The organism is Nocardioides sp. Root151 (genome assembly GCF_001427925.1).
In the GTDB taxonomy this organism is placed as follows: Bacteria; Actinomycetota; Actinomycetes; order Propionibacteriales; family Nocardioidaceae; genus Nocardioides.
The window spans coordinates 422012-446757 of record NZ_LMGG01000001.1 but is presented as its reverse complement, the minus strand read 5'-3'; the positions used below and the strand labels follow the sequence as shown (position 1 = coordinate 446757).

Here is a 24746-nt window from a genome sequence, read left to right as displayed (position 1 = left end):
GGCGCACACCCTCCATGCTCGGAACACAGGGCACCTGGGGGGACCGACTTTTCGGATCCGGGTGCCACCGGGACTGATCCGAAAGGTGTCGCCGTGCGCGCACAAAATTTCCTGGGCAGGACTCTGCCCGCTCTCGCCGTGGCCACCGGCATCACGCTGGTCGCCTCCATCTCACCCAGCGTGGCCGCCCCGCCGGTCAGGCCGGGAGCCGTCACCGGCCTCGTCGCCGGCGCGATCACCAAGCCTGCCGCGGCCTACGTGGTCCCGGCGACGTGGAACCAGGCCAGCCGGGCCACCACGTACCGGGTCCAGCTGGTCGACGCAGCAGGCGTCGTGCTCGACTCCGAGACCGTCACCGACGAAGCCTGGACTGCGTTCACGACGGCCCGGCCCGGTACGTCGGTCAGGGTCCGTGTGACGCCGTACGCCGGCACCCGCAGGGGGAAGCTCGTCCAGTCGGGCGCCAAGGTGCTGGCCGACCTCACCGCGCCGACCGGCGCGTTCGACGTGTCGGTCGACGCCGACGGCTACACCGCGACCGTGACCCAGGCCGCGCTGTCGGACGACGTCACGGCAGCCGACTCCATCACTCGCACCGTCGACTGGGGTGACTCCACCGAGCAGGAGTGGTCGACCGGCACGTCGCTCGTCCACGTCTACCCGACGACCGAGGCGCGCTACGTGCCCCGGGTGCGCCTGACTGACCTGGCCGGGAACACCCGTGAGCTCACCCTGGACGCGGTGGTCGTCAACGACCACGCCGCACCCACCGGCGCGTTCACCCTCAGCCCGGCAACGGCGTGGGCGAAGCTCACCAAGGTCCAGCTCACGCAGGACGCCCTCGTCGACAACTGGACGCCGGGCAACCTGATCGAACGACGCGTCGACTGGGGAGACGGCACTCCGCTGGTTCTCTGGACGACCGGCACCGTGCTGGCCCACGTCTACCGCACCGCCGGCCCGTTCACGCCGAGCGTCACGCTGACCGACGAGGCCCAGAACAGCGTTCCGGTCGAGGTCGGCGCCGTGACGGTCAAGGCAGACACCGCCCGCCCCGTGGTCCGGCTGACGCTGCCGCGTGCCCCGCGCACGTCGGTGCGCAAGTGGACCACCCTGCGTGGTGTGGCCCGTGACAGCGGCACCGGCGTCCGCCAGGTGCGAGTTCGCGCCGTCGAGAAGCGGGGCGCGGCCTGGTACGCCTTCCGGCCCGCCACCGGCACGTGGGTCAAGGCCGGCACGACCAAGTCGGCCGCCCTGCGCAAGTCGGGCATCAGGGTCGTGGTGCCCACCGCCACCGGCACCTGGACGGCGCGCCTGCCGCGCCTGGCCAAGGGTCAGCTGGTCTACAACGTGATCGCCCAGGACAAGGTCGGCAACCTGTCCACGGTGGTCTGGCGCGCGCAGTCACTGACGCGTCGCTGAGGGCGGGGGTGGGCTGGTGGCCGACCGTTGACGGTCGGTCACCAGGCCCAGCGCCACTTCAGGTCTAGAGCCGCTTCTTCTGCACCTTGCCCATCTCGTTGCGGGGCAGGGCATCGACGAACACGATCTCCCTCGGCCGCTTGTGCGCGGAGAGCTCCTCGCCGACGTACGACGTGAGGTCCGCGGCGCTGACCGGTGTGCGGGCCACCACGAACGCCACGATCTTCTGGCCCAGGTCGGGGTCGGGGGCGCCGATCACGGCGCACTCGGCGACCGCCGGGTGCCCGAGCAGCGTCGACTCGATCTCGCCGGCGCCGATGCGGTAGCCGGCCGACTTGATCAGGTCGACCGACTCGCGCCCGACGATGCGGTGCGCGCCGTCCGCGTCGATCACCGCCACGTCGCCGGTGACGAACCAGCCGTCGTCGGTGAACGTCTCGGCAGTCGCCTCGGCGCGGTTGAGGTAGCCGTCGAACAAGGTGGCGCCGCGCACCTCGAGCCGGCCGACGGACTCGCCGTCGTGCGGCACGTCGGCGCCGTGCTCGTCGCGCAGCCTGGTCTCGACCCCGGCGACCGGCACGCCGACCCAACCGGCCCGTCGTACGCCGTCGGCCCGCGTGGCCACGGTGATCAGGGTCTCGCTCATGCCGTAGCGCTCGGCCACCTCGTGGCCGGTGAGCTCCTTGAGGCGCTCGAAGACCGGCACCGGCAGGGCCGCGCTGCCCGAGACCAGCAGTCGCGCGCCGGTCAGCTCGCGGGCGTGGTCGGGCGACTCGGCCAGGCGTGACCAGATGGTCGGGACCGCGAAGTACATGGTGCCCTTCGCCCCGGCGTACGCCTCGGGCGTGCCGCGGCCGACGTGCACGAGGCTGCCGCCGATGCGCAACGGGCCGAGCACGCCCAGCACCAGGCCGTGCACGTGGAAGAGCGGGAGGCCGTGCACGAGGACGTCGTCGCTGGTCCATGCCCAGGCGTCGATGAGGCCGTCGAGCCCGGCCGTGAGTGCGCGGCGGGAGAGCAGCACACCCTTGGGCAGGCCGGTGGTGCCCGAGGTGTAGAGCACGAAGGCGATGCGCTCCGGGTCGACCTGCACCGGCGTGTACGACGCCCTGGCCGTCTCGTCGATCTCGAGCGCGGGCAAGGACGTGTCGTCTGGCGCCGCGCCCAACCAGGCGTCGGGTGTCGCGTCGGAGAGGATGTGGCGCAGCTCGGCGGCCCCGGAGTCGGGTGGAACGGGCACGACCTCGACGCCGGCCAGCAGGGCCCCGGTCACGGCGAGCACGGTCGACATCGTCGGCGTGGCGAGCACCGCCACGCGTCTCCGACCGGCCAGCGAGTCGGCCACGACCGCGGCGGCGGCCAGCAGGTCGGCGTGGCTGGTGGTGGTGCCGGCGACGCTCAGGTGCCGGTCGGTGCGGGCTCGGAGCAGGCCGGGCAGCAGCGCTTCCGCCATGTCAGGGCCTCGTCATCGAGGCCACGTCGAGCGCCTCGTCGAGCTGCTGCTCGGTCAGGGTGCCGTCGTCGACGAAGCCCAGCGCGATCACCGTCTCGCGGATGGTGGCCCCGTCGGCCAGCGACTTCTTGGCCACCTTGGCCGCAGCCTCGTAGCCGAGGTAGCGGTTCAGCGGCGTGACCACGGACGGCGAGGACTCGGCGTAGGTCCGCATCCGCTCGACGTCGGGCTCGATGCCGTCGATGCACCGGTCGGCGAGCAGCCGGGTCGAGGTGGTGAGCAGCCGGATCGACTCCAGGAGGTTGCGGGCCAGCACCGGCATCATCACGTTGAGCTCGAAGTTGCCCGAGGCGCCGGCGGTGGTGATCGTGACGTCGTTGCCGATCACCTGGGCGCACACCATCAGCGTCGCCTCGGGGAGCACCGGGTTCACCTTGCCCGGCATGATGCTCGAGCCGGGTTGCAGGTCGGGGAGGTGGATCTCGGCCAGGCCGGTGCTCGGGCCCGACGACATCCAGCGCAGGTCGTTGCAGAGCTTGGTGAGGCTGACCGCGATCGTGCGCAGCTGGCCGGAGAGCTCGACCAACGCGTCACGGGCGCCCTGTGCCTCGAAGTGGTTGCGGGCCTCGGTGAACGGCAGGCCGGTCGCCTCGGCCAGCTCCTCGATCACGGCCGCGGCGAACCCGGGCGGCGTGTTGATGCCGGTGCCCACCGCCGTACCGCCCAGGGGGAGCTCGAGCACCCGCGGCAGGGTCGACTCCAGTCGCTCGATGCCGAGCCGGCAGGCCGCGGCGTACCCGCCGAACTCCTGCCCCAGCATCACCGGGGTGGCGTCCATCAGGTGCGTACGGCCCGACTTCACCATGTCTGCGAACGCGACCGCCTTGGTCTCGAGGGCGGCGGCCAGGTGGTCGAGCGCGGGAACCAGCCGGTCGTGGGTCGCCGTGGCGGCCGCGACGTGGATCGAGGTCGGGAACGTGTCGTTGCTCGACTGGCTGGCGTTGACGTCGTCGTTGGGGTGCGCCTCGACCCCGGCCCGTGCGGCCAGGGTGGCCAGCACCTCGTTCATGTTCATGTTGGAGCTGGTGCCCGAGCCGGTCTGGAACACGTCGATCGGGAAGTGGTCGAGGTGCTGGCCGTCGCCGATCGCCGCGGCGGCCTCGCCGATCGCCTCGGCCACCGACTCGTCGATCACACCGAGCCGGGCGTTCACCTTCGCGGCGGCCGCCTTGACCCGGGCCAGGGCGATGACGTGCTCGCCCTCGAGGCGGGTGCCGCTGATGGGGAAGTTCTCCACGGCGCGCTGCGTCTGCGCCCGCCACAGCGCCTTGGCAGGCACCTGCACCTCGCCCATGGAGTCGTGTTCGATGCGGAAGTCGCTCATGCCTCGAGGCTAGGCCATGTCTCTCAAACGGCAGTTTGAGAGAAACGGCCTAGTGGGTCCGAAAACAATCAGGAGTGCTTGCTTTGCGTGTGTGACGTGGCTTACATTCGGCCATCGATCGCTCAGAGGGAGACCCGCCACCCATGTCCCAACCCACCACCGTCTGTGCAGCGTTCCAACGCACCGTCACGGTCCAGCCGTCCGCCGTGGCCCTGCGCACGCCGGGCGATGCCGTCTCAGTCACCTGGCAGGAGTACGCCGACCGTGTCCGCAAGGTCGCCGCAGGCCTGGCCGAGCTCGGCCTGGAGCGCGGGGACACCCTTGCGCTCATGCTGACCAACCGCCCCGAGTTCGCCTGGGTCGACGCCGGAGCCATGCACCTCGGCGTGATCGCGTTCTCGATCTACAACACCTCGTCGCCGGACCAGGTCGACTACCTCTTCGGCAACGCGGAGAACACGGCAGTGGTCACCGAGACCGCGCTGCTCCCGGCGATCCTCGCCTCCGGGATCTCGCTCGAGCACGTGATCGTGGTCGACGGGAAGCCTGAGGGAGCCACGATGAGCCTCGAGGAGCTGGAGGCCTCGGGCGACCCGGACTTCGACTTCGAAGCCGCCTGGCAGGCGGTCCGGCCCGACGACGTGCTCACCCTGATCTACACCTCGGGCACCACCGGACCGCCGAAGGGCGTGCAGCTGACCCACGCCAACATCATGGACACGGTGGAGGCCGCGTTGAAGGTGGTGCCGGTCGAGTTCGGCGACCGGATCACGTCCTTCCTGCCCGCGGCCCACATCGCCGACCGTGCGTCCGCGCAGTACTTCGCGGCCACCAGCGGCGTACAGGTCACCTACGTGGACGACCCGCGCGCGATCGCGGCCGCCCTGCCCGACGCCCGGCCGACGATCTGGTTCGCCGTGCCGCGGGTCTGGGAGAAGATCAAGATGGCCGTCGAGGCGAAGCTCGCCGCCGAGGAGTCCCCGGTCAAGAAGAAGATGTTCGCCTGGGCCCTCGAGCTGGCCGCGATGCGGGCCGAGGCCGTGCTCTCCGGCAAGCAGCTCGGCACCCTCGACCGCCTGCAGGTCGGGCTGGCCGACAAGCTCGTGCTCTCCAAGGTGCGCGAGGCGCTCGGCATGTCCGAGCTCAAGTGGGCCTGGTCGGGTGCCGCCGCGATCGCGCCCGAGACGCTGAGGTTCTTCATGGGCCTGGGCGTCAACGTGTGCGAGCTGTGGGGCATGTCGGAGCTCTCGGGGGCCGGCACCATCAACCCGCCCGGCAAGGCCAAGGTCGGCAGCGTCGGCCCCGGACTGCCCGGCACCGAGATCCGCATCGCCGAGGACGGCGAGGTGCTGTTCCGCGGGCCCGGCGTCATGCCCGGCTATCGCAAGGACCCGGAGAAGACAGCCGAGGCGATCGACGAGGACGGCTGGCTGCACACCGGCGACGTCGGCACCCTCGACGCCGACGGCTACCTGACCATCGTCGACCGCAAGAAGGAGCTGATCATCAGCTCCTCGGGCAAGAACATGTCGCCGTCTAACATCGAGAACACGCTCAAGGTGACCACCCCGTTGGCCGCCACGATCACCGTGATCGGCGACGGCCGCCCCTACAACGTGGCCCTGGTGACGCTCGACCCCGACGCGGCTGCCGCATTCGCCGAGAAGGCGGGCGTGGCGGCGGACCCGGCCACGCTGGCCAAGCACCCGGAGCTGCTCGCTGCCGTGCAGGCCGGAGTCGACGCGGGCAACGCCAAGCTGTCGCGGGTCGAGCAGGTCAAGAAGGTCGAGGTGCTGCCGGAGTTCTGGCTGCCTGGCAGCGAGGTGCTCACCCCGACCCTCAAGCTGCGCCGCAAGCCGATCAACGACAAGTACGCCGACGTGATCGCGCGACTCTACGAGTGACATGAGCCAGCCGCAGCAGGAGAGATCTCGGGCCACCCGGCAGCGGTTGCTGGACGCCACCATCGACAACCTCGCCGAGGTCGGCTGGTCGGGCACCACGGTGGTGGCGGTGGCCGCGCGCGCGGGCGTGTCCCGCGGCGCGGCCCAGCATCACTTCGCGACCCGCGACGACCTGGTGCGTGCCGCCGTCGAGTCGGTCACCGACGAGCTCACCCGCGAGATGCGCGAGCAGGAGGCGCACTTCGCCGAGGGAGGGAACCGGCCGCTGGCCGTGGTCGAGCTGCTCACCGACATGTGGGCCGGGCGCTTCGGGCGGGCGGCCACCCAGCTGTGGGTCGCCGCCGCCACCGACCCGGGGCTGCGCGCCTTGGTGCTGCCACTCGAGCAGCGCTTCAGTCGCGAGCTGTTCCGCACCACCGCCGAGCTGCTGGAGGTCGACCGGAGGGAGCCGCGGGCCGCCGAGTCGGTGCGGTTGACCATCGACCTGACCCGTGGCGTCGGCCTCGGTGCCCTGTTGCGCAGCGACCTGCAGCGCCGCAAGGCCGACCTGGCGCAGTGGGCTGCCGTGCTGGCCACGCTCCCCGGCATCGGCTCCTAGTCAGACTCGACTGACGTAGAGCCAGTACTTCTCCTCGCGCGTGCCGAGCTGGACGTCGTACGACGACGGCTCACAGGTGCCGAACACCTCGGTCATCGCGGTCTGCAGCGTGGGCGTCTCGGCCGCCGACCAGATGGCCAGCACCTGACGGGTCACCCGACGTGCGGCCTGCAGGAACGGCGGCAGGTAGATCGCCTCGTTGGCGTCGTGCACGAGGTAGTCGGGGCCGTTGTCGACGTCGAGCAGGACCAGGTCGTACGCCGAATCGTCCGCCTCGGCCAACGCGGTGGCGACGTCCGCGACGACCACGTCGAGGCGTTCGTCGGCCAGCAGCGCGGGGCCGTGCGAGATCGTGCCGTCGCGCATCCAGTCGACCAGTGACTGTTCCAGCTCGACCACGGTGCAGGACTCCACGCGGCGATCGGCGAGCACCTCGGCAAGCGTGAAGCCCAGCCCGAGTCCGCCGACCAGCACGCTGCCCGGGCGGTCGACCAGGCCGAGTGCGGCGGTGGCCAGGGCTCGTTCACTGCTGGTCTCGAGGGTGTCCATCACGAACACGCCGTTGACCCGCAGCTCCAGCACGGTAGGGGCGTTGTCCTCGCGGCGTTCGCGCAGCACGACCTCGCCGCGCGGAGATTCGTGGCGCGCGATCTCGACGGAATCCATGGGTCCACTCTGGCGGATGCGACTGGCCGTCGGGTGTGGCGGGTGCGTCGGACGGGCAGGATGTCCCCATGAAGTGCCTTCTCGCCGCGTTCGTCGTACCAGCCCTGTTCCTGGCGGGGTGCTCCGACGACCAGGGGGCCTCCGGGCGCGCCGGCGACCCGGCGTCCGCGGCCTCCTCGTCCGACTCACCGACGGAGTCGACGACGGAGATCCCGACCGAGCCCACGGACGACAGCGGCATGGCGCAGAGCGACGACGACTGCGAGGCACTGCTCGACGCCGACGAGGTCCGCGCGATCGCCACGCCCGACGAGGTGCGGCTGTTGACGGTCGCGGGTTCGCCCACGTGCGTGGCCAGGCTGAGCGGCGACCTGAGCCAGCTGAACGTGTCGATCACGCCGGCTGACGTCTGGGCGCGCACGGTGAAGGTGGCGATCAAGCAGGTCATCGACCAGGGCCTCCTCGACGACGCGGAGAACCAGGCCAAGCTGCAGGAAGGACTCGACCTGCTCGAGTCGGGTGACGGGCTCGACCCCGACCAGGCCTGCGACCTGTTCACCACGATGGTCGTCGACATCCAGGGCCGACCCGAGGGATCCAACAACGTGGTCAACGTCGTGCCGTCACCCGACGAGCCGCTCAGCATCAACGCGCAGGCCTGCTCTGACGGCGTCTACACGTCGGTGTCGGTGATCGCACCGAGCCCGATCAAGAACCCTGAGGCGCTCCAGCCGAAGATGATGGCCGCGCTGGACCACTTCCACGAGGGTCCGCTGCGTTGACCTCCGGGAGCCTCAGCGCCCCGGTCCGGACCACCACGCGTCGATCGGCAGCGCGCCGTCCGGCGTGACCCTCTGGCCGGGCATCGGCGCCGCCACGCGCACGCCGTCCGCCTCGCGCACCAGCCACTCGATCGGCTCGGCCCAACGATGGAAGGCGAGGTCGAACGTGGCCCAGTGGATCGGCAGCAGCGCGTTGCCGCCGAGCACCCGGTGCGCGCGCAGTGCCTCGGCAGGGTCCATGTGGACGTCGGGCCAGCGCTTGTCGTAGGCGCCGATCGGCAGCACGGTCAGGTCGAAGGGGCCGTACGCCGACCCGATGGCCTCGAACGCGTCGGTCCAGCCGGAGTCCCCTCCGAAGAAGACCCGCCGTTCGCCGGCGGCCACCACCCACGACGACCACAACGTCGGGTTCGGGGCGAAGAGTCGGCCGGAGAAATGCTGTGCCTCGGTGCAGGTGAGGACGAGGTCGTCGACGGTGTGCGACTGGCCCCAGTCGAGCTCGACGATGCGCTGCTCCGGGACTCCCCAGTGGCGCAGGTGGCTGCCGATGCCGAGCGGCACCACGAAGACGACCTCCTGGTGCCGGGCCAGCCATTCGATGGTTCCGGTGTCGAGGTGGTCGTAGTGGTCGTGCGAGATGAGCACCGCACTCAGCCGCGGCAGCTCACGCAGCGCCAGCGGCACCGGGTGGTGCCGGCGCGGACCCACGCGCGACGCGGGCGAGACACGGTCGCTCCACACCGGGTCGGCCAGCACCCAGTGGCCGCCGACCTCGAGCAGGACGGTGGCGTGGCCGAGCCAGGTCGCGGCGCACTGGTCGGCCGTCGCCGGCAGTGCGGGTGTGGCCAGCGGGACCGGGCCGCTGGGCTTGCCCGTGCGGCCCTTCCGGGCGAAGTCGCGGGCGATCGAGGCCCGGCTCGTCTCCTCGACCATGCGGGATGGTCGACTGTTGTGGAAGGACCCGTCGCGGTATTGCGGGGAGTCCGCGAACGCATCGGCGGGAGGTCGCGTGCCGAGGCTGCGGAGCAGGGGGAGTCGCTGGAGGGTCACGCTCCTGATTCTCGCTCACCCGCCCAAGCACCGCGGCCAGGGCGAGTAGGTTCGAAGGATGACCCTGTCGAACACGGAGACCGTCCGCGCCATGTTGGGTGCCTTCCGGGCCCAGGACCTGCCGACGGCCACCGGGCTGCTGGCCGACGACGTGACGTTCACGAGTCCCCAGGACGACCACATCGACAAGGCGACCTACCTCGAGGTGTGCTTCCCGACCGCCGACCGGTTCACCTCACAGGAGGTCCTCCACGTCGTGGAAGCCGGCGACGGCGGGGTCTTCCTCATGTACGAGTACGAGCTGACGACCGGGGAGCGCTACCGGAACACCGAGCTCATCACGGTGCGTGACGGCCTGATCACCGAGATACAGGTGTTCTTCGGCGGTCGGGCCTGACCGGGCCGGTGCCCGGCACACTGGGCATGCCGGGGCGGCCGGATCAGTCGAAGAGCTCGCTGAGCCAGCTCTCCTTCTTCTTCTTGCGGTAGGGCTGCTGCTGGTAGGAACGGTCTCGGTCGTACGACGATGACGAGCGGTCGCGGTCGTCGTACCGCTGCTGCGGGGGAGCAGGTGCGGCGGGGGCCGGAGGAGCCTGGGTCATCGACCGGTCGATGATCTTGTCCAGCTCGCCACGGTCGAGCCAGACGCCGCGACAGGTCGGGCAGTAGTCGATCTCGATGCCGCTGCGCTCGCTCATCACGAGGGTGGCGCCGTCGGTGGGGCACTGCATGGGGGATTCCTTTCGTTGCCTGCCCAGCCAACGTACGGCGACCGCCCGGCGTTCCCTCAGGCCCTCAGTCGTCCACGTCCGCCGGTCAGTCTTCCTTGGAACGCACCCGGATGCCCGAGATCGGGATGTTCACCGCGCCCGACGGGTCGGTGAAGAAGTCGTTGCCCTTGTCGTCGACCACGATGAAGGCAGGGAAGTCCTCGACCTCGATCTTCCAGATCGCCTCCATGCCGAGCTCTTCGTACTCCAGCACCGAGACGTCCTTGATGCAGTCCTGGGCCAGGCGCGCCGCGGGCCCGCCGATCGAGCCGAGGTAGAAACCACCGTGGGTGTGGCACGCCTCGGTGACCTGCTTGCTGCGGTTGCCCTTGGCCAGCATCACCATCGAGCCACCGGCCGCCTGGAACTGGTCGACGTAGGAGTCCATGCGGCCCGCCGTGGTCGGACCGAACGAGCCCGACGGCATGCCCTCGGGCGTCTTGGCCGGGCCGGCGTAGTAGACGGGGTGGTCCTTGAGGTACTGCGGCATCTCCTCGCCGGCGTCGAGCAGGTCCTTGATCTTGGCGTGCGCGATGTCGCGGGCGACCACCAGCGGGCCGGTCAGCGAGAGCCGGGTCTTGACCGGGTGCCTGGCCAGCTCGGCGAGGATCTCGCTCATCGGCTGGGTGAGGTCGATCTTCACGACGTCGTCGGCCGCGGCCAGCTGCTCCTCGCTGGGCTCGGGCAGGTACTTCGCCGGGTCGGTCTCGAGCTGCTCGAGGAAGACGCCCTCGGCGGTGATCTTGCCCAGCGCCTGGCGGTCGGCCGAGCACGACACGGCGATCGCGACCGGGCAGCTGGCGCCGTGGCGGGGGAGCCGGACCACGCGGACGTCGTGGCAGAAGTACTTGCCGCCGAACTGCGCACCGATGCCGAACGACTGGGTGAGCTTGAAGACCTCGTCCTCGAGCTCGAGGTCGCGGAAACCGTGGGCGCTCATCGTGCCCTCGGTCGGCAGGTTGTCGAGGTAGTGCGCGCTCGCGTACTTCGCGGTCTTGAGCGCGAACTCCGCGCTGGTGCCGCCGATGACCACGGCCAGGTGGTACGGCGGGCACGCAGCGGTGCCGAGCGAGCGGATCTTCTCGTCGAGGAACTCCAGCATCCGCTTGGGGTTCAGGATCGCCTTCGTCTCCTGGAACAGGAACGACTTGTTGGCCGAGCCGCCACCCTTGGCCATGAAGAGGAACTTGTACTCCGGCCCCTTCTCGCCCTGGGCCGTGGAGTAGAGCTCGATCTGGGCCGGCAGGTTGGTGCCGGTGTTCTTCTCCTCGTACGTCGTGAGGGGTGCGAGCTGGGAGTAGCGGAGGTTCAGCTTGGTGTACGCGTCGTACACGCCCTTGCTGATCGCCTCGCCGTCGTCGGCGCCGGTGAGCACGCCCTCGGACTTCTTGCCCATCACGATCGCGGTGCCGGTGTCCTGGCACATCGGCAGCACGCCGCCGGCGGAGATGTTGACGTTCTTGAGCAGGTCGGTGGCCACGAACCGGTCGTTGCCCGACGCCTCGGGGTCGTCGATGATCTTGCGCAGCTGCGCGAGGTGGGCCGGGCGCAGGTAGTGGCTGATGTCGTGCATCGCCTCCGCGGTCAGCTTCTGGATCGCCTCGGGGTCGACCTGCAGGAACGTCTTCCCGTTCGCCTCGAACGTGGAGACGCCCTCGGTGGTGATCAGCCGGTAGGGCGTGTCGTCCTTGCCGGTCGGGAGCAGGTCGGAATAGCGGAATTCAGGTTCGGTGGCCACGGACGTCAAGATTACTCCGGTCGGCGGGCGGTCCTGACTCCGGATCAGAGGAGCGTCCTGGCGAGATCCGCGACGAAGGCGTCAGCCGCCTCCAGGGGCTTCCGGTCCACCGGAGCGGGAGCACCGCCCGAGGTTCGGTAGATCCCGCTGCCTCGTGCCGGCCAGACCCTCAGGGCGACGGCCAGCAGGCCGGGTTCGCCCATGGCGTCGCGTGCCACGACGTACGACCGTGCGTCCTCGTCCCTGTTGACATGGGCCGGGTGGCCGCCGAGCTCGTCCCCGTCGCGGAACTTCACCGTCGAGTCAGTGGTGACGACGACCGAGATCTCCAGGGTGTGCGTCGGATCTGCGAAGGAACACTGTGTGGTGCCGTCGCGAGCATCGTCGGCCACCAACACCAGGCTGTTCGGGGGCGCGACCGTGGTCACGCCGGTGAACGAGTCGCCGAAGTGCTCGCGCACGACGGGTGTCGCCGCGGCACACAACACGTTCGGGTCTGCCTCGGCCTCCATGATGAGGTCGCGGCGGTTGTCCGGCACGTCGGCGTCTTCGGTCGGAGCACACTCCAGCTCTGCCTGGTCCTGGATGTCGACGCAGGCACCCACCGCAGACGTGTCCGCCTCGTCCCACGCATGGAGGAGGTCGACCGGATCGCGGTCCGGGGACGGGACCTTCGTCGCCGTCGGGATCAGGGCCCTGGCGAACGTGAGGCCCTGCTGGCACGACTCGGCGGTCACGAAGGCGACGAGCTTGTCCCCGTCACGCACGGCGACGTCAGCCTCGCCGAGCGTCCACTCCAGGTAGCAGCCGGTGCCGTCGCCGTTCGCGCGGACCGTCGTCCCGGCCACCTCGTGGGTCGTCTGGTAGTCCTGCACGTCCGTGTCGCGGTACCGGAGCTCGAGATCGACCCCTGACGCCTTGTCCTGGCACCGGTCGAGCACGGTGTAGTTGGTCGCGCCCTCGTAGGGAACCGGGGTGCGGCCGGCCCGCTCGATCAGGTCGCAGGTCGCCGCGCGTTGCAGCCCCCGCGGCCGCGTGGCTCGCGCGGGGTGGTCATGCAGCAGGCCGGCGGCGGCTTCGGCGTACGCCGTCACGGTGGCGCACGGCGCGAGTCCGCTGAAGCTGATGGCGCGGGTGTGGCTGATCGGCAGGTGGACGAGGCACTGTCCGGAGTCCAGGTCGGCTCGGTAGGAGACGGTGCCGGCCAGGTCGCGTCGGGCCAGTCGGTGCCGTTGCGTCTCGCTCAGGAGGGTGTAGACGTCGGCCTTGACCGAGCTGTCGGACATCCAGCAGGAGTGGGGCTTGTCGGCCTGCGGGACGGCTCCCGTCGTACGCGCGCCCGCTGGATCGGCCGCCCGCAACAGCGCGCAGGGGTCGAGGGCGGCGGCCTTCTCGGCCACCTCGACGGCGTTCCGGTCGGGGTTGGTCTGCGCGGCGCGCTCGACCCGGGGGAGTGCCGACAGCGCCTCCTCCTCGTCGTCACCGAAGCAGCCGCTCAGGAGCAGCACCGCGAGGACGGCGACCAGGGTGGAGATGCGGCGACGGGGCATGTCGCGATGCTCCCCAGCGCACGGCTCCGCCAAACTCGTGATAAAAGTATAGTGACTCGGGTGACTTTGGAGGCTTTGCGTGAAGAAGAGAACAGTGGCAGCGATCCTCGGGACGGCCGTGCTCGCACTCGCCACGTTCGTGGGCGCGGCGCCGACCGCGGGCAGCGCCCCACCGGACGATGAGACCGAGGCCCGCCCCAACATCGTGTTCATCCTGATGGACGACTTCTCCACCGAGCTCCTGGAGACCATGCCGACTGCGCAGCAGATGAAGGCCGAGGGCGCGTCGTACGACAACTCGTTCGTCATCGACTCGCTCTGCTGCCCGTCGCGGGCGGCCCTGCTGACCGGCCAGGCCCCGCACCAGACCGGCGTCCTGACCAACACGCCCAACGATCCGGACAACCCGATCGGTGGCTACGAGGCGTTCGAGCAGTACGGCAACACCGCCAAGCAGTTCAGCGTGACCCTGCAGGACAGCGGCTACACGACCGGGTTCATCGGCAAGTTCATGAACCGCTACGAGGCGAAGACCGTCGACGGTGAGCTGGTCGCACCCCCGAAGGTGCAGGGATGGAGCGACTGGGAGGCGATCCTCGGCGGCGGCTACAACGGGTGGGGCTACAAGAGCACCTATCTCGACGACAACGGCGACGTGCAGCTGCGCAACCATCCGAAGCCGGCGCTGACCCAGCCCGTCGAGGCCCGCGACCAGCGCTACGCCACGAATGTCGCGGCAGACAAGGCGATCGACTTCATCGAGCGCCACGACGACGAGGACGCGCCGTACTTCCTCGAGATCGCGACGTACGGACCGCACAGCCAGCTCCAGGCCGCCTACCCCGACAGCCCGCAGTTCCCCTCGGCGTTCGCGGACCGCGCGCCGGCCGGCGATCCGACCGGCGGCAACTGCGGCCTCGCCGCCTGCGGTGACCTCACCCTCGACGACCTCGTCGGGTACGGCGACGACCGCACCGACAACGCCCCGACGTACCTGCACCGCGACGGGCGTACGTCGCCCGCACCGGCCTGGCGCACCAACGAGGTCTCGCTGACCGACGACCAGGCGCTGACCCGCTACCGAGACCGGGCCCGGATGGTGCAGTCGATCGACCGGCTGATCGCGCGGGTGCGCGCGGCGGTCGGTCCGAACACCTACGTCTTCCTCACGGCAGACAACGGCTTCCACCTCGGCCAGCACCAGCTCAACGGCGGCAAGGGCACGCCCTACGACAGCGACAGCCGGGTTCCGCTGGTGGTGGTCGGTCCCGACGTCCAGCCCGGCGCGCGCAACCAGTTCGTCAACAACATCGACCTGGCGCCCACCTTCGAGGCGCTGGCCGGAGTGGAGAGTCCGGCGTTCCGGGCAGGCAACTCGTTCGCGGGGTCGCTGAGCGCGCCGAAGGTGGCCGGCGGGCGCTACGCGTTCTTCGAGCACACCTACGCCAAGACCCAGCCCGGCGAGGTCGACACGGACCAGGGGTCCGGCGGCACCATCGACATCATCCCGTCGTTCATCGCCGTGCGGAGTGCCCGCGGACTGCTGGTGCGATTCGACCTCGACAACGCCTGGACCAGCACTGACCACGCATGGGAGCTCTACCGCTACGACGTGCCGTGGGAGGACCGCAACGTCTTCGCGGAAGACCACGCCGAGCCGTGGGTGCAGGACCTCAAACGGCGCATCGAACGCTTCGACGGGTGCCGCCCGGCAGTGTGCAGGTCCTTGAGCCGCTGATCGCATGGCCGGCTCCGGCCGGTCGATGCCCGATTCCGCTGCGCGCGTGGGTAGTCTCCTGCCAAAATGCAGTGAAAGACTGCAGAAACATCGGGGGAGAACAATGGGGCGCAGGTCCTGGGGAGCCGCTGCGTCCTGCGGCGTGCTGTTGCTCGTCGCGTTGGTGCTCGGCGGCCTGCCGACGCGCGGTCCCGCGGCCGTTCGGGACGACGCCACGATCTCCCAACAGCGCGTGGACGATCGTCCCGACATCGTCCTGATCCTGATGGACGACTTCTCCATGGAGCTGTTGTCGACGATGCCCGAGGCGCAGCGCATGGTCCGCGAGGGGGCGGCGTACCGGAACTCCTACGTGGTCGACTCGCTGTGCTGCCCCTCGCGGGCCGCGCTGCTGACCGGGCAGGCGCCGCACCAGACCGGGGTGCGCACCAACACCCGCAACGGAACGCCCGCCGTCGGTGGCTACCCGGCGTTCGCCGCGCACGACAACCCGCGCAAGCAGTTCAGCGTGGCCCTGCAGGGCAGCGGCTACACGACAGGGTTCATCGGCAAGTTCCTCAACGTCTACGACGTGCGCCGGGTCAACGGGAAGATCGTCCCGCCGCCCAAGGTGCCCGGTTGGGACGACTGGCAGGCGATCCTCAGCGGTGGCTACAACGGTTGGGGCTTCCGGTCGACGTACCTCGACGAGGACGGCACGATGCGGTTGCGCACCCACGCCAAGCCACCGCGGAACGCCTCGCACGAGGAGCGTGACCGCGGCTACGCCACGAACGTCACTGCCGACATGGCGGTGCGGTTCCTGCGCGATCACCGCGACGACACCTCGCCGTACTTCCTCGAGATCGCCACCTACGGCTCGCACGCCCAGATCCGCAAGGCCTACCCGGGCAGTCCCGCCTTCCCCTCGGCCTTCCGGGACCGGGCTCCCCGCGGAGACCTCGACGGCGGCAACTGTGGCCTGAAGCGTTGCGGCTCCCTGAGCCTGCGCGACCTGTTGGGGTACGACGACCCGCGCGACGACAACGCGCCGACCTACCTGCGTCCCGGCGGGCGAACGGCGCCGGCACCGGCCTGGCGCACGAACCCGATCATCCTCTCCGACAAGTCGGCGCTGCGGCACTACCGCGACCGGGTCCAGATGGTGCAGTCGATCGACCGGTTGATCGCCCGCGTGCGACGCGAGGTCGGCCCGGACACGTACGTCGTGCTCACCGCCGACAACGGGATCCACCTCGGCCAGCACCAGCTCAACGGCGGCAAGGGCACGCCGTACGACTCCGACGTACGGGTGCCGCTCGCCGTCGTCGGGCCCGACGTGGTGCCCGGCCGTCGGTCCCAGTTCGTCAGCAACATCGACCTCGCCTCGACCTTCGAGGAGCTGGCCGGCCGGGAGAGCCCGGCCTTCCGCTCCGGCACGTCGTTCGCGGCCAGCCTCCGGGCGCCGCAGGCCCGGGGCGGGCGCTACGTCTTCTTCGAGCACACGTGGTCGAGGTCGCGGCCCGCCGAGTTCGACCCGGACAAGGAGTCCGGTGGGTCGACAGACGTCGTGCCGTCCTACATCGCGGTGCGCAGTGCCCGCGGGCTGCTGGTGCGCGTCGACCTCGACAAGGACTGGCGCGGCACGGACTATGCGTGGGAGCTCTATCGCTACGACGTGCCGTGGGAGGACCGCAACGTCTTCGCCGAGGACCACGCCAAGCCCTGGGTGCGAGACCTCAAGCGGCGGATCGAAGAATTCGACGGGTGCCGCCCCGCGGTCTGCCGGGCACTGTCCCGCTGAGATGTGCCGGTGACCGGGCGGTGGGTGTCGCCACCGCCCGGCCGCCACCGGGTCAGACGCCGGCGGGCACCCGGTCGAGCTGACGCACCAGGAAGTCCGCGGCGGCAGCCCGCTGGTCATTGCCTCGGGCCACGGCCAGCGACATCCAGAAGACGCCGTGGGCCAGCCCGTCGAACCGCACCACCCGGGTGTCGACGCCGCTCTCGGCGATCTTCGCGGCGAGCAGCTCGGCCTCGTCGCGAAGGGTGTCGCACTCATTGGTGATCACCAACGTCGGCGGGAGTCCGGACAGGTCCGCGGTGTCCAGGGCCAGGCGCGGGTCGGCCAGGTCGTCGGGCGACCCGACGTACTGCTCGCCGAACCACGCAAGGTCGTCGAGCCCGATGATGTGGTCGGTGGCGAACTCCTGACGGGACGCGGTCTCGATGCTGGCGTTGACCAACGGGTAGACCAGCACCAGGCCTGACAGCTCCGGGCCGTCCTTCGCGGCCCGGAGCGCAGCGGCGGCGGCGAGGGTGCCACCTGCCGAGTCGCCGGCCAGGGCGATGCGACGAGCGTCACCGCCGTGGGAGGCGATGTTCTCCGCCGTCCACAGCAGGGCGGCGTACGCGTCGTCGTGGGCGGCCGGGAACCTGTGTTCCGGAGCACGGCGGTAGGTCGCGGACACCACCATCGCTCCGGTGCGCACCGCGAGGTCACGGGCCGGTTCGTCGGCCACGTCGAGGCTGCCGCCGACGAAGCCGCCACCGTGCAGGTAGACCAGCACCGGCTTCTCGTGACCGTCGGACTCGGGCGTGTAGATGCGCACCCGCTGGTCTGCGTGCTCGCCGTACGACGCCTCGACGACGCGAGCGACCTCCTTCTTCGGGGCCTGCATCTCGACGAAGGACTCCACGACCGCGCGGGTGCCCTCGACTCCTACCGCCCGGAAGCCGGTGAACTGCTGGTCCTTGAGCGCCTGGACCACGAACATCACCGACGGGTCCAGCGCCCGCGAGCAGCCGGCACCGTCCAGCTGTCGCGAGGTCTCGGCAAACCGGAACCCGCGATAGTCGTGCGCCTGCACGTTGTCGCAGATCGCCCGGTAGCGCGGCGCGCCGCCCAGGTAGACGAGGACGCGACGCGGCTTGCCGGGGATGTTGGCACCCATGTACCAGGACGAGGCCGACTTCGGCAGCAGCGTCATCTCGGAGATGGCCGTGGTCTCCGCGACCCACTGGTCCTGCGCCTGCTCGCTGGCGTCGATGACGTGGTGGCCGTGCTCGGCCATGTAGCTGATCGTGTCGCCGATGAGGTCTATGTGGTCCTCGATCGCCAACGGCATGTTGTAGAGCACCGACGGGCTCTGCGGGCCGGTCACCATGAACAGGTTCGGGAAGCCGTGCACCGTGACGCCGAGGTAGGTCTGCGGGCCGTCGGCCCACTCGTCGGCCAGCCGTACGCCGTGACGCCCGGTGATGTCCATCGCCAGCAGGGGGCCCGTGCAGGCGTCGAACCCGGTGGCCAGGATGAGCACGTCGAACTCGTGGACCGAACCGTCGGCAAGTCGCACGCCCTCGGGCACGACCGCGGCGATCGGGTTCGCGGCGACGTCCACCAGCGAGACACTGTCGCGGTTGAACGCCTCGTAGTAGTCCGTCTCCAGCGGGGGTCGCTTGGTCCCGTAGGGGTAGGTCGTGGGGGAGAGCAGGTCAGCGGTGGTCGGGTCGGTGACTCGTTCGCGGATCCGCGAACGGATGTAGTCGGCGGCGGTGTCGTTGGCGTCCTGGTCGAGCAGCACGTCCGCGAAGCTGTCGATGAAGAGGCGGAAGCCGCCGCGGTCCCAGCGGTCGTCGAAGATCGCCCGGCGCTCCTCCGCGCTCACCGCGAGGGCAGACGGCTGTACGTCGGAGTACGGCACGCCGAGGAAGTGGTTGCGTGACGCTGCGCGGAGCTCTGCGTAACTCGCCTTCTCGGTGGCCTCCTCGGCCGGGTCGGTGGCGTAGTTGCCGATAGGGGTGGCGAAGTTGGGGGTGCGCTGCAGCACGGTGAGGGAGTCGGCCACCTTCGCGATCTCGCTGATCGCCTGGATCCCGCTCGAACCGGTGCCGATGATGCCGACCCGCTGGCCGGACAGGTCGACGTCCTCGCGCCAGTTGCCGGTCAGCAGGGTACGGCCGGCGAACGTCTCGATGCCGGGGAAGTCCGGGGTCTTGGGGACCGAGAGGGTGCCGCCGCCGGAGACGAAGAACCGTGCGGTGTGCTCGCGGTTGTCGTCGGTGGTGACCCGCCACAGGCTCGCGTCGTCGTCCCAGGTCACCGACGTGACCCGGGTGTCGAACGTGACGTCGCGGCGTACGTCGAAGCGGTCGGCGACATGGTTGAGGTACTTCAGGATCTCGGGCTGCGCCGGGTAGCGCTCACTCCAGTGCCACTCCTGCTGGAGCTGCTCGTCGAAGGAGTAGGAGTAGTGCACGCTCTCGATGTCGACCCGGGCGCCCGGGTACCGGTTCCAGTACCAGGTGCCGCCGACGTCACTGGCGGCATCGAAGGCGTGGACGTCGAGGCCCATCTGGTCGCGGAACTTGTGGATGGCGTAGATGCCGGCGAATCCGGCACCGACCACGATGACGTCGTGGGTCTGGTCCTGGGTCATGGTTTCTCCTCCAGTCGGCGGAGCGCCATCGTGACCGCGGTCACACGGCCGGGGCGCGGGTGGAACCACCCGTTCGCCCACCCGTTTCCTCCCGCGGGCGGGCAGACCGTGGCACGGGTCACAGTGCGCGACTAAGGTCTCCCAGCATGAGCCCCGGCACCGGTGAACGGCTGACGACCTTCATCGGCCGTGACGACATGTTGAGAGACGTGCGCTCGCTGGTGGGCTCCTCACGGCTGGTCACGCTGACCGGGACCGGCGGCGTCGGCAAGACCCGGCTGGCCCTCGAACTGATCGAGCGCACCCGGCACCTCTTCGCCGACGGCGGTGTCTTCGTCGACCTGGCCAGCCTGGCCGGAGCCGCGGCGGTGGCGCCCGCGATGGTGTCTGCCCTCGAAGTCGCGGACCAGTCGACCCGCACGCCACTGGAGCAGCTGTGCCGGCACCTGGTCGGCAAGGCGATGCTCCTGGTGATCGACAACTGCGAGCACGTGCTCGACGAGGTGGCAGACCTGGTCTCCGAGCTGCTCGACGTGGCGCCCGCGCTGCGGATCGTGACCACCAGTCGTGAACCGCTGGGCCTGGCGAGCGAACAGGTCTTCCCGGTCGGACCGCTCGATCTGCCCGAGGCAGTGCGGCTGCTGGTGGACCGCACCAGACACCAGGTTCCCGACTTCGCCGTCACCGAGGCCAATCACGACGACGTGGAGCGGCTGTGCGCGACGCTGGACGGGCTCCCGCTGGCGATCGAGCTCGCGGCCACCCGGTTGCGCAGCCTGTCGGTCAGCCAGCTGCTGGAGCGGCTCGACCACCGGTTCCAGCTGCTGAAGGGTGACGTCAGGGGCCGTCTGCCGCGACACCAGGCGCTCTGGGACCTGGTGGACTGGAGCCATGAGCTGTGCGGTGCGGAGGAGCGGCTCCTGTGGACCCGGTTGTCGGTGTTCCGCGGAAGCCTCGACCTGGCCGCGGCGGAGGCTGTGTGCGGGTTCGGCAACCTGGCGCCGGAGCGACTGCTGGACGTGCTCGACCAGCTGGTCGCCAAGTCGATCGTCATCGCGGAGTCCGGCGGTGCCGAGATGCGGTATCGCATGCTGGTGACGATGCGGGAGTACGCCGCGGAGAAGCTCGACCAGTCCGGCGAGGCGGACGAGCTGAGCCGTCGGCATCGTGACCACTACCTGGCCCGTGCGGAGTCGATGGTCGCGGCCTGGTGCGGGCCGGGCCAGCCGGCGGCCCTGGCGGCGATGCGGCGCGACCACGCCAACGTGCTCGCGGGCCTGGAGTGGTCGACCACCACCACGGGAGAGGAGGAACAGGCGGCCGCGTTCGGTTCGCTGCTGCGCTACCACTGGATCGCCGGCGGCTTCCTCAGCGACGGACGGCGCTGGCTGGAGCGGATCCTGGCCCTCGATCTCGGACGGACCCCGGAGCACGGAGCGGCGCTGTGGGTCGCGGCGTGGGTCTGCCTCATCCAGGGTGATCGTCAGGCGGGGAGCGTCCATCTCGAGCATGGTCGTGCCTTGGCGCTGGAGCTCGAGGACGAGCACCTGCTGGCGCACGTGGACGCCTGGACCGGGATCCATGGGTTGTTCAGTGGCAACCTCGGTCCCGCGATCGCGGCGTTCCGGCGTGCGCTGGTCACGTTCGAGAAGGTCGGCGATGATGCCGCTGCCCAGACCGCGATGTTCCAGCTGGCGATGGCGGAGTACTTCGAGGTGGGGCCGACCGAGGCCTTGGCCACGTGCCGTGAGGTGCTCGCGCTGAGTGCGCCGCGCGGCGAGGGCTGGTGCCGGGCCTACACGCTGTGGATCGCCGGCATGTGCCACTGGCGCCTCGGCGACCAGGTCTCGGCCAGGGCGGCTGCGGTCGAGGCGCTGGAGCTTCAACGCGACTTCCAGGACGGGATCTGCATCGCGCTCACCCTCGAGCTCACGTCATGGATCGCGGCGGCCAACGACCACCTCGAGAACTCGGCTGCCCTCTTCGGGGCGGCCACAGCGGTGTGGCGACTGCTCGGCACCGACATCGACGCCTTCGGGCCCGACATCAGCGCCGACAGTCGGCGCATCGTCTCGCACGTGGACGCCGCGATCGGGCACCCGCAGGCCGAGCGGCTGCGTGAGGCGCAACGGGGGCTCGACCGCGTGGGGGCGGTGATGCTCGGGCTCGGCACCGCTGCCGTCGCCACCGGCAGCCCCCGGGACAGTCCGCTCACCAAGCGCGAGCAGCAGGTGGCCGAGCTGGTCGCCGAGGGACTGAGCAACCGGCAGATCGCCGAGCAGCTGGTGATCTCCAACCGCACCGTCGACGGTCACCTGGAGCGGATCCTGGCCAAGCTGGAAGTGCGCTCACGGACCCAGGTGGCCACCTGGGTGATGGGCCAGCGGTCCTGACCCGCGGCACGGCATAACCGCCGGGCGTCGGGCGTTGACGTGGGTGTGCACATCCTCGACTCCCTCGTGATCGGCGCCGGGCAGGCGGGGCTCTCCACGAGCTTCCACCTGCGCCGCCTCGGCATCGACCACGTCGTGCTTGACGCCAATCCGCAGGCGGGCGGGGCCTGGCAGCATCGTTGGGACTCACTGACGATGGCCGACGTGCACGGTGTCGCGGACCTGCCCGACGCACCGGCGCCCGGTCGGTCGCACGACCGGGCGAACGAGGTCGTCCCGTCCTGGTTCGCCGACTACGAGGGCGCGCACGGACTGCCGGTGATCCGCCCGGTCGATGTACAACGTGTGGAGGACGACGACGGGCTGCTGCGGGTGTCCGCCGGCCCGCGCCACTGGCTCACCCGCACCCTGGTCAACGCCACCGGCACGTGGACCCGGCCGTTCGTGCCGACGTACCCGGGCATCGACTCGTTCGCGGGGGAGCAGTGGCACACCGCCGACTACCCCGGCCCGGAGCGCCTCGCCGGCAAGCGGGTGCTCGTCGTCGGAGGTGGCGCCTCGGCCGTGCAGTTCCTCGGTGAGCTGGCGCCGATCGCGGACACCGTCTGGGTGACCCGGCGTGAACCGGTCTGGCGCACCGACGACTTCACGCCCGAGATCGGCCGGGCCGCGGTCGCCATGGTCGAGGACCGGGTCCGCCGCGGGTTGCCGCCGCGCAGCGTGGTCAGCGTGACCGGCCTGGTGCTGCGCGAGCAGGAGCGTGCGGCCGAGCGGCTGGGCGCCTACGACCGGCGCCCGATGTTCGCCCGGATCGAGCCGTACGGCGTGCGCTGGGAGGGCGGCACCTTCGAGGCTGTCGACGTGATCCTCTGGGCGACCGGCTTCCGGCCGGCGGTCTCGCATCTCGCGCCGCTCCACCTGCGCAGCGAGTACGGCGGCATCCGCCTCGACGGCACCACATCGGTGGCCGACCCGCGAGTGCAGCTGGTCGGCTACGGGCCCTCGGCCAGCACCATCGGCGCGAACCGGGCCGGACGTCGTGCCGCGGTGGCGGTCTCGGGCTTCCTCGGGTCCGACGGGCTGACCGCCGCGGGCTGAACAGCTCCGACTGACCCCTCGGGCGGCTCGCCGAAGGATGGACCCGGTCGGGGATCCGTCACTGCCGTGTGTGAAACTGTAGTAAGTCACTACAGATAAGGGTTTTAAAAATGCGGTACAGGTTCTCTGGCGGCGTCCTCGGCACACTTCTGCTCGTCGTGACCCTCGTGATGGGTCCTTTCTCGTCGGCCGGCCAGGGCGCCAGCCAGCCCTCGTCGGCCGGTGCGGCCGGCGACCGGCGCCCCAACATGGTGCTGATCCTGATGGACGACTTCTCCATGGAGCTCCTCTCGACGATGCCGAACGCGCAGCGCATGGTGCGCCAGGGAGCGTCGTACCGGAACTCCTACGTCGTGGACTCACTGTGCTGCCCCTCGCGTGCTGCCCTGCTGACCGGCCAGGCGCCGCACCAGACCGGAGTGCTGACCAACACGCGCAACGGCACGCTGGCCGTCGGCGGCTACCCGGCGTTCGTCGCGCACGACAACCCGGGCAAGCAGTTCAGCGTGGCCCTCCAGGGCAGTGGCTACACCACGGGATTCATCGGCAAGTTCCTCAACCTGTATGAGGCACGTGACGTCGACGGGCACACCGTGGCGCCGCCGAAGGTTCCCGGGTGGGACGACTGGCAGGCCATCCTCGGCGGTGGGTACAACGGCTGGGGGTTCCGCTCCACCTACCTGGACCGGGACGGCAACCTGCGGCTGCGCAACCACCCGATTCCGCCGTTGCGTGCGCCCCGACGAGTGCGAGACAGCCACTACGCCACCAACGTGACCGCGGCCAAGGCGGTGCGGTTCATCCGCGGGCACCGTGACGACGCGGCGCCGTACTTCCTCGAGATCGCGACCTACGGCTCGCACGGCCAGCTCCGCAAGGCCTACCGGAACAGTCCGACCTTCCCGCCGGCGTTCCGCGACCGCCCGCGCGCTGGCCTGGCCAACGGCAACTGTGGACTCAAGGCGTGCGGGTCCCTCAGGCTGCGCGACCTGTTGGGGTACGGCGACCCGCGGCGTGACAACGCGCCGACCTACCTGCGTCGCAACGGACGGACCGCGCCGGCTCCTGCCTGGCGGACGAACCGGATCACGCTGACCGACCGGGCGGCACTGGGCCACTACCGCAACCGGGCCCGCATGGTGCAGTCCATCGACCGGCTGATCGGCCGGGTCCGTGCCGAGGTCGGCCCGAACACATATGTCTTCCTCACCGCCGACAACGGCATCCATCTCGGCCAGCACCAGCTCAACGGGGGCAAGGGCACGCCCTACGACTCGGACGTGCGGGTGCCCCTGGTGGTGGTGGGTCCGGGAGTGGCGCCGGGCCGGCGTGGCCAGTTCGTGAACAACATCGACCTCGCCCCGACGTTCGAGGCGCTGGCCGGTCTGGACAGCCCGGAGTACCGCTCGGGTTCCTCGTTCAAGGCCAGCCTGCGCGCGCGACGGGCCCCGGGTGGGCGGTTCGCGTTCTTCGAGCACACCTGGTCGAAGTCGCGGCCCGGTGAGGTCGATGCCGATCGTCAGACCGGTGGCATGACCGACCTCGTGCCGTCGTACATCGCGGTGCGTGGGCGTCGTGGGCTGCTGGTGCGCTTCGACCTCGACAACTCGTGGCGCGGCACCCGCTACGCTTGGGAGCTCTACCGCTACGACGTGCCGTGGGAGGACCGCAACGTGTTCACCCAGGACCACCGAAAGCCCTATGCGCGCGAGCTCATGCGTCGCCTGCGGGCCTGGGACCAGTGCGCTCCGGCCCGCTGCCGGGCACTGACCAGATGAGGGT

At 70.2% G+C, this 24746-nt stretch carries 18 protein-coding genes; 10 read left to right on the top strand and 8 right to left on the bottom strand.

Annotated elements, in window-relative coordinates:
* The first annotated feature begins 93 nt into the window (after positions 1-93).
* Positions 94-1422, top strand: a complete 1329-nt coding sequence (locus ASD66_RS02110; RefSeq protein ID WP_156388506.1) for a hypothetical protein — start codon at positions 94-96, stop codon at positions 1420-1422.
* A gap of 64 nt (positions 1423-1486) precedes the next feature.
* Here ASD66_RS02110 and ASD66_RS02105 read toward each other — a convergent pair whose 3' ends face one another.
* Both ASD66_RS02105 and ASD66_RS02100 read right to left on the bottom strand, forming a co-directional pair.
* Complete coding sequence (locus tag ASD66_RS02105; protein ID WP_056681466.1) at positions 1487-2875, bottom strand: acyl-CoA synthetase; 1389 nt, start codon at positions 2873-2875, stop codon at positions 1487-1489.
* Between the two features lies 1 nt (position 2876).
* Positions 2877-4259, bottom strand: coding sequence for a class II fumarate hydratase (locus tag ASD66_RS02100; protein WP_056889898.1), 1383 nt, complete (start codon positions 4257-4259; stop codon positions 2877-2879).
* A gap of 143 nt (positions 4260-4402) precedes the next feature.
* Here ASD66_RS02100 and ASD66_RS02095 point away from each other — a divergent pair, with 143 nt between their 5' ends.
* Positions 4403-6163: an AMP-binding protein gene (locus ASD66_RS02095; RefSeq protein WP_056889897.1), complete on the top strand. Its 1761-nt coding sequence runs from the start codon at positions 4403-4405 to the stop codon at positions 6161-6163.
* Position 6164: 1 nt separating this feature from the next.
* Positions 6165-6761: a TetR/AcrR family transcriptional regulator gene (locus ASD66_RS02090; RefSeq protein ID WP_056681463.1), complete on the top strand. Its 597-nt coding sequence runs from the start codon at positions 6165-6167 to the stop codon at positions 6759-6761.
* Here the strand turns inward: ASD66_RS02090 and ASD66_RS02085 are convergent, their stop codons facing one another.
* Positions 6762-7427, bottom strand: coding sequence for a hypothetical protein (locus ASD66_RS02085; RefSeq protein ID WP_056889896.1), 666 nt, complete (start codon positions 7425-7427; stop codon positions 6762-6764).
* Positions 7428-7495: 68 nt separating this feature from the next.
* Between ASD66_RS02085 and ASD66_RS02080 the strand changes: the two genes are divergently transcribed.
* Positions 7496-8209, top strand: a complete 714-nt coding sequence (locus tag ASD66_RS02080; RefSeq protein ID WP_056889895.1) for a hypothetical protein — start codon at positions 7496-7498, stop codon at positions 8207-8209.
* 12 nt (positions 8210-8221) lie between these two features.
* On the opposite strand, the gene ASD66_RS02075 is transcribed toward ASD66_RS02080, so the two are convergent.
* Positions 8222-9259, bottom strand: coding sequence for an MBL fold metallo-hydrolase (locus ASD66_RS02075; protein ID WP_200949832.1), 1038 nt, complete (start codon positions 9257-9259; stop codon positions 8222-8224).
* 58 nt (positions 9260-9317) lie between these two features.
* Here ASD66_RS02075 and ASD66_RS02070 point away from each other — a divergent pair, with 58 nt between their 5' ends.
* On the top strand, positions 9318-9656 hold the full coding sequence (locus ASD66_RS02070) for a nuclear transport factor 2 family protein (RefSeq protein ID WP_056681459.1): 339 nt from the start codon (positions 9318-9320) through the stop codon (positions 9654-9656).
* A 43-nt stretch (positions 9657-9699) separates the two neighbouring features.
* Here the strand turns inward: ASD66_RS02070 and ASD66_RS02065 are convergent, their stop codons facing one another.
* The 3 genes from ASD66_RS02065 to ASD66_RS02055 form a co-directional block, all read right to left on the bottom strand.
* The gene (locus ASD66_RS02065; RefSeq protein WP_056889893.1) at positions 9700-9990 is read right to left on the bottom strand and encodes a zf-TFIIB domain-containing protein; all 291 of its coding nucleotides are present in this window, start codon (positions 9988-9990) and stop codon (positions 9700-9702) included.
* A gap of 85 nt (positions 9991-10075) precedes the next feature.
* Positions 10076-11767: a fumarate hydratase gene (locus ASD66_RS02060; protein ID WP_200949831.1), complete on the bottom strand. Its 1692-nt coding sequence runs from the start codon at positions 11765-11767 to the stop codon at positions 10076-10078.
* A gap of 44 nt (positions 11768-11811) precedes the next feature.
* Entirely contained in the window at positions 11812-13317 is a 1506-nt protein-coding gene (locus ASD66_RS02055) for a hypothetical protein (protein WP_056889892.1), read from the bottom strand.
* Positions 13318-13396: 79 nt separating this feature from the next.
* On the opposite strand from ASD66_RS02055, the gene ASD66_RS02050 reads away from it, so the two are divergent.
* Entirely contained in the window at positions 13397-15055 is a 1659-nt protein-coding gene (locus ASD66_RS02050; protein WP_156388505.1) for a sulfatase-like hydrolase/transferase, read from the top strand.
* A 103-nt stretch (positions 15056-15158) separates the two neighbouring features.
* Positions 15159-16838, top strand: coding sequence for a sulfatase-like hydrolase/transferase (locus tag ASD66_RS02045; RefSeq protein WP_162254238.1), 1680 nt, complete (start codon positions 15159-15161; stop codon positions 16836-16838).
* 52 nt (positions 16839-16890) lie between these two features.
* Here the strand turns inward: ASD66_RS02045 and ASD66_RS24035 are convergent, their stop codons facing one another.
* Positions 16891-19473 carry a flavin-containing monooxygenase gene (locus ASD66_RS24035; RefSeq protein ID WP_082599285.1) on the bottom strand — a complete coding sequence of 861 codons (2583 nt, stop codon included), beginning with the start codon at positions 19471-19473 and terminating at the stop codon, positions 16891-16893.
* 146 nt (positions 19474-19619) lie between these two features.
* Here ASD66_RS24035 and ASD66_RS02035 point away from each other — a divergent pair, with 146 nt between their 5' ends.
* The 3 genes from ASD66_RS02035 (at position 19620) to ASD66_RS02025 (ending at position 24742) form a co-directional block, all read left to right on the top strand.
* Positions 19620-21866: an ATP-binding protein gene (locus tag ASD66_RS02035; protein ID WP_056889890.1), complete on the top strand. Its 2247-nt coding sequence runs from the start codon at positions 19620-19622 to the stop codon at positions 21864-21866.
* Positions 21867-21911: 45 nt separating this feature from the next.
* Positions 21912-22964 (top strand): NAD(P)-binding domain-containing protein, encoded by a 1053-nt coding sequence (locus ASD66_RS02030; protein WP_056889889.1) that lies wholly within the window; start codon positions 21912-21914, stop codon positions 22962-22964.
* Between the two features lie 110 nt (positions 22965-23074).
* The gene (locus ASD66_RS02025; RefSeq protein ID WP_056889888.1) at positions 23075-24742 is read left to right on the top strand and encodes a sulfatase-like hydrolase/transferase; all 1668 of its coding nucleotides are present in this window, start codon (positions 23075-23077) and stop codon (positions 24740-24742) included.
* Positions 24743-24746 lie beyond the last annotated feature (4 nt).

What these genes read in the sequence shown, in the direction of transcription:
- ASD66_RS02105 (WP_056681466.1), bottom strand. Translation starts at nt 2,875, where the DNA reads ATGGCGGAAGCGCTGCTGCCCGGCCTGCTCCGAGCCCGCACCGACCGG.
- ASD66_RS02100 (WP_056889898.1), bottom strand. Translation starts at nt 4,259, where the DNA reads ATGAGCGACTTCCGCATCGAACACGACTCCATGGGCGAGGTGCAGGTG.
- ASD66_RS02095 (WP_056889897.1), top strand. Translation starts at nt 4,403, where the DNA reads ATGTCCCAACCCACCACCGTCTGTGCAGCGTTCCAACGCACCGTCACG.
- ASD66_RS02090 (WP_056681463.1), top strand. Translation starts at nt 6,165, where the DNA reads ATGAGCCAGCCGCAGCAGGAGAGATCTCGGGCCACCCGGCAGCGGTTG.
- ASD66_RS02085 (WP_056889896.1), bottom strand. Translation starts at nt 7,427, where the DNA reads ATGGATTCCGTCGAGATCGCGCGCCACGAATCTCCGCGCGGCGAGGTC.
- ASD66_RS02080 (WP_056889895.1), top strand. Translation starts at nt 7,496, where the DNA reads ATGAAGTGCCTTCTCGCCGCGTTCGTCGTACCAGCCCTGTTCCTGGCG.
- ASD66_RS02070 (WP_056681459.1), top strand. Translation starts at nt 9,318, where the DNA reads ATGACCCTGTCGAACACGGAGACCGTCCGCGCCATGTTGGGTGCCTTC.
- ASD66_RS02065 (WP_056889893.1), bottom strand. Translation starts at nt 9,990, where the DNA reads ATGCAGTGCCCCACCGACGGCGCCACCCTCGTGATGAGCGAGCGCAGC.
- ASD66_RS02055 (WP_056889892.1), bottom strand. Translation starts at nt 13,317, where the DNA reads ATGCCCCGTCGCCGCATCTCCACCCTGGTCGCCGTCCTCGCGGTGCTG.
- ASD66_RS02045 (WP_162254238.1), top strand. Translation starts at nt 15,159, where the DNA reads ATGGGGCGCAGGTCCTGGGGAGCCGCTGCGTCCTGCGGCGTGCTGTTG.
- ASD66_RS24035 (WP_082599285.1), bottom strand. Translation starts at nt 19,473, where the DNA reads ATGACCCAGGACCAGACCCACGACGTCATCGTGGTCGGTGCCGGATTC.
- ASD66_RS02035 (WP_056889890.1), top strand. Translation starts at nt 19,620, where the DNA reads ATGAGCCCCGGCACCGGTGAACGGCTGACGACCTTCATCGGCCGTGAC.
- ASD66_RS02025 (WP_056889888.1), top strand. Translation starts at nt 23,075, where the DNA reads ATGCGGTACAGGTTCTCTGGCGGCGTCCTCGGCACACTTCTGCTCGTC.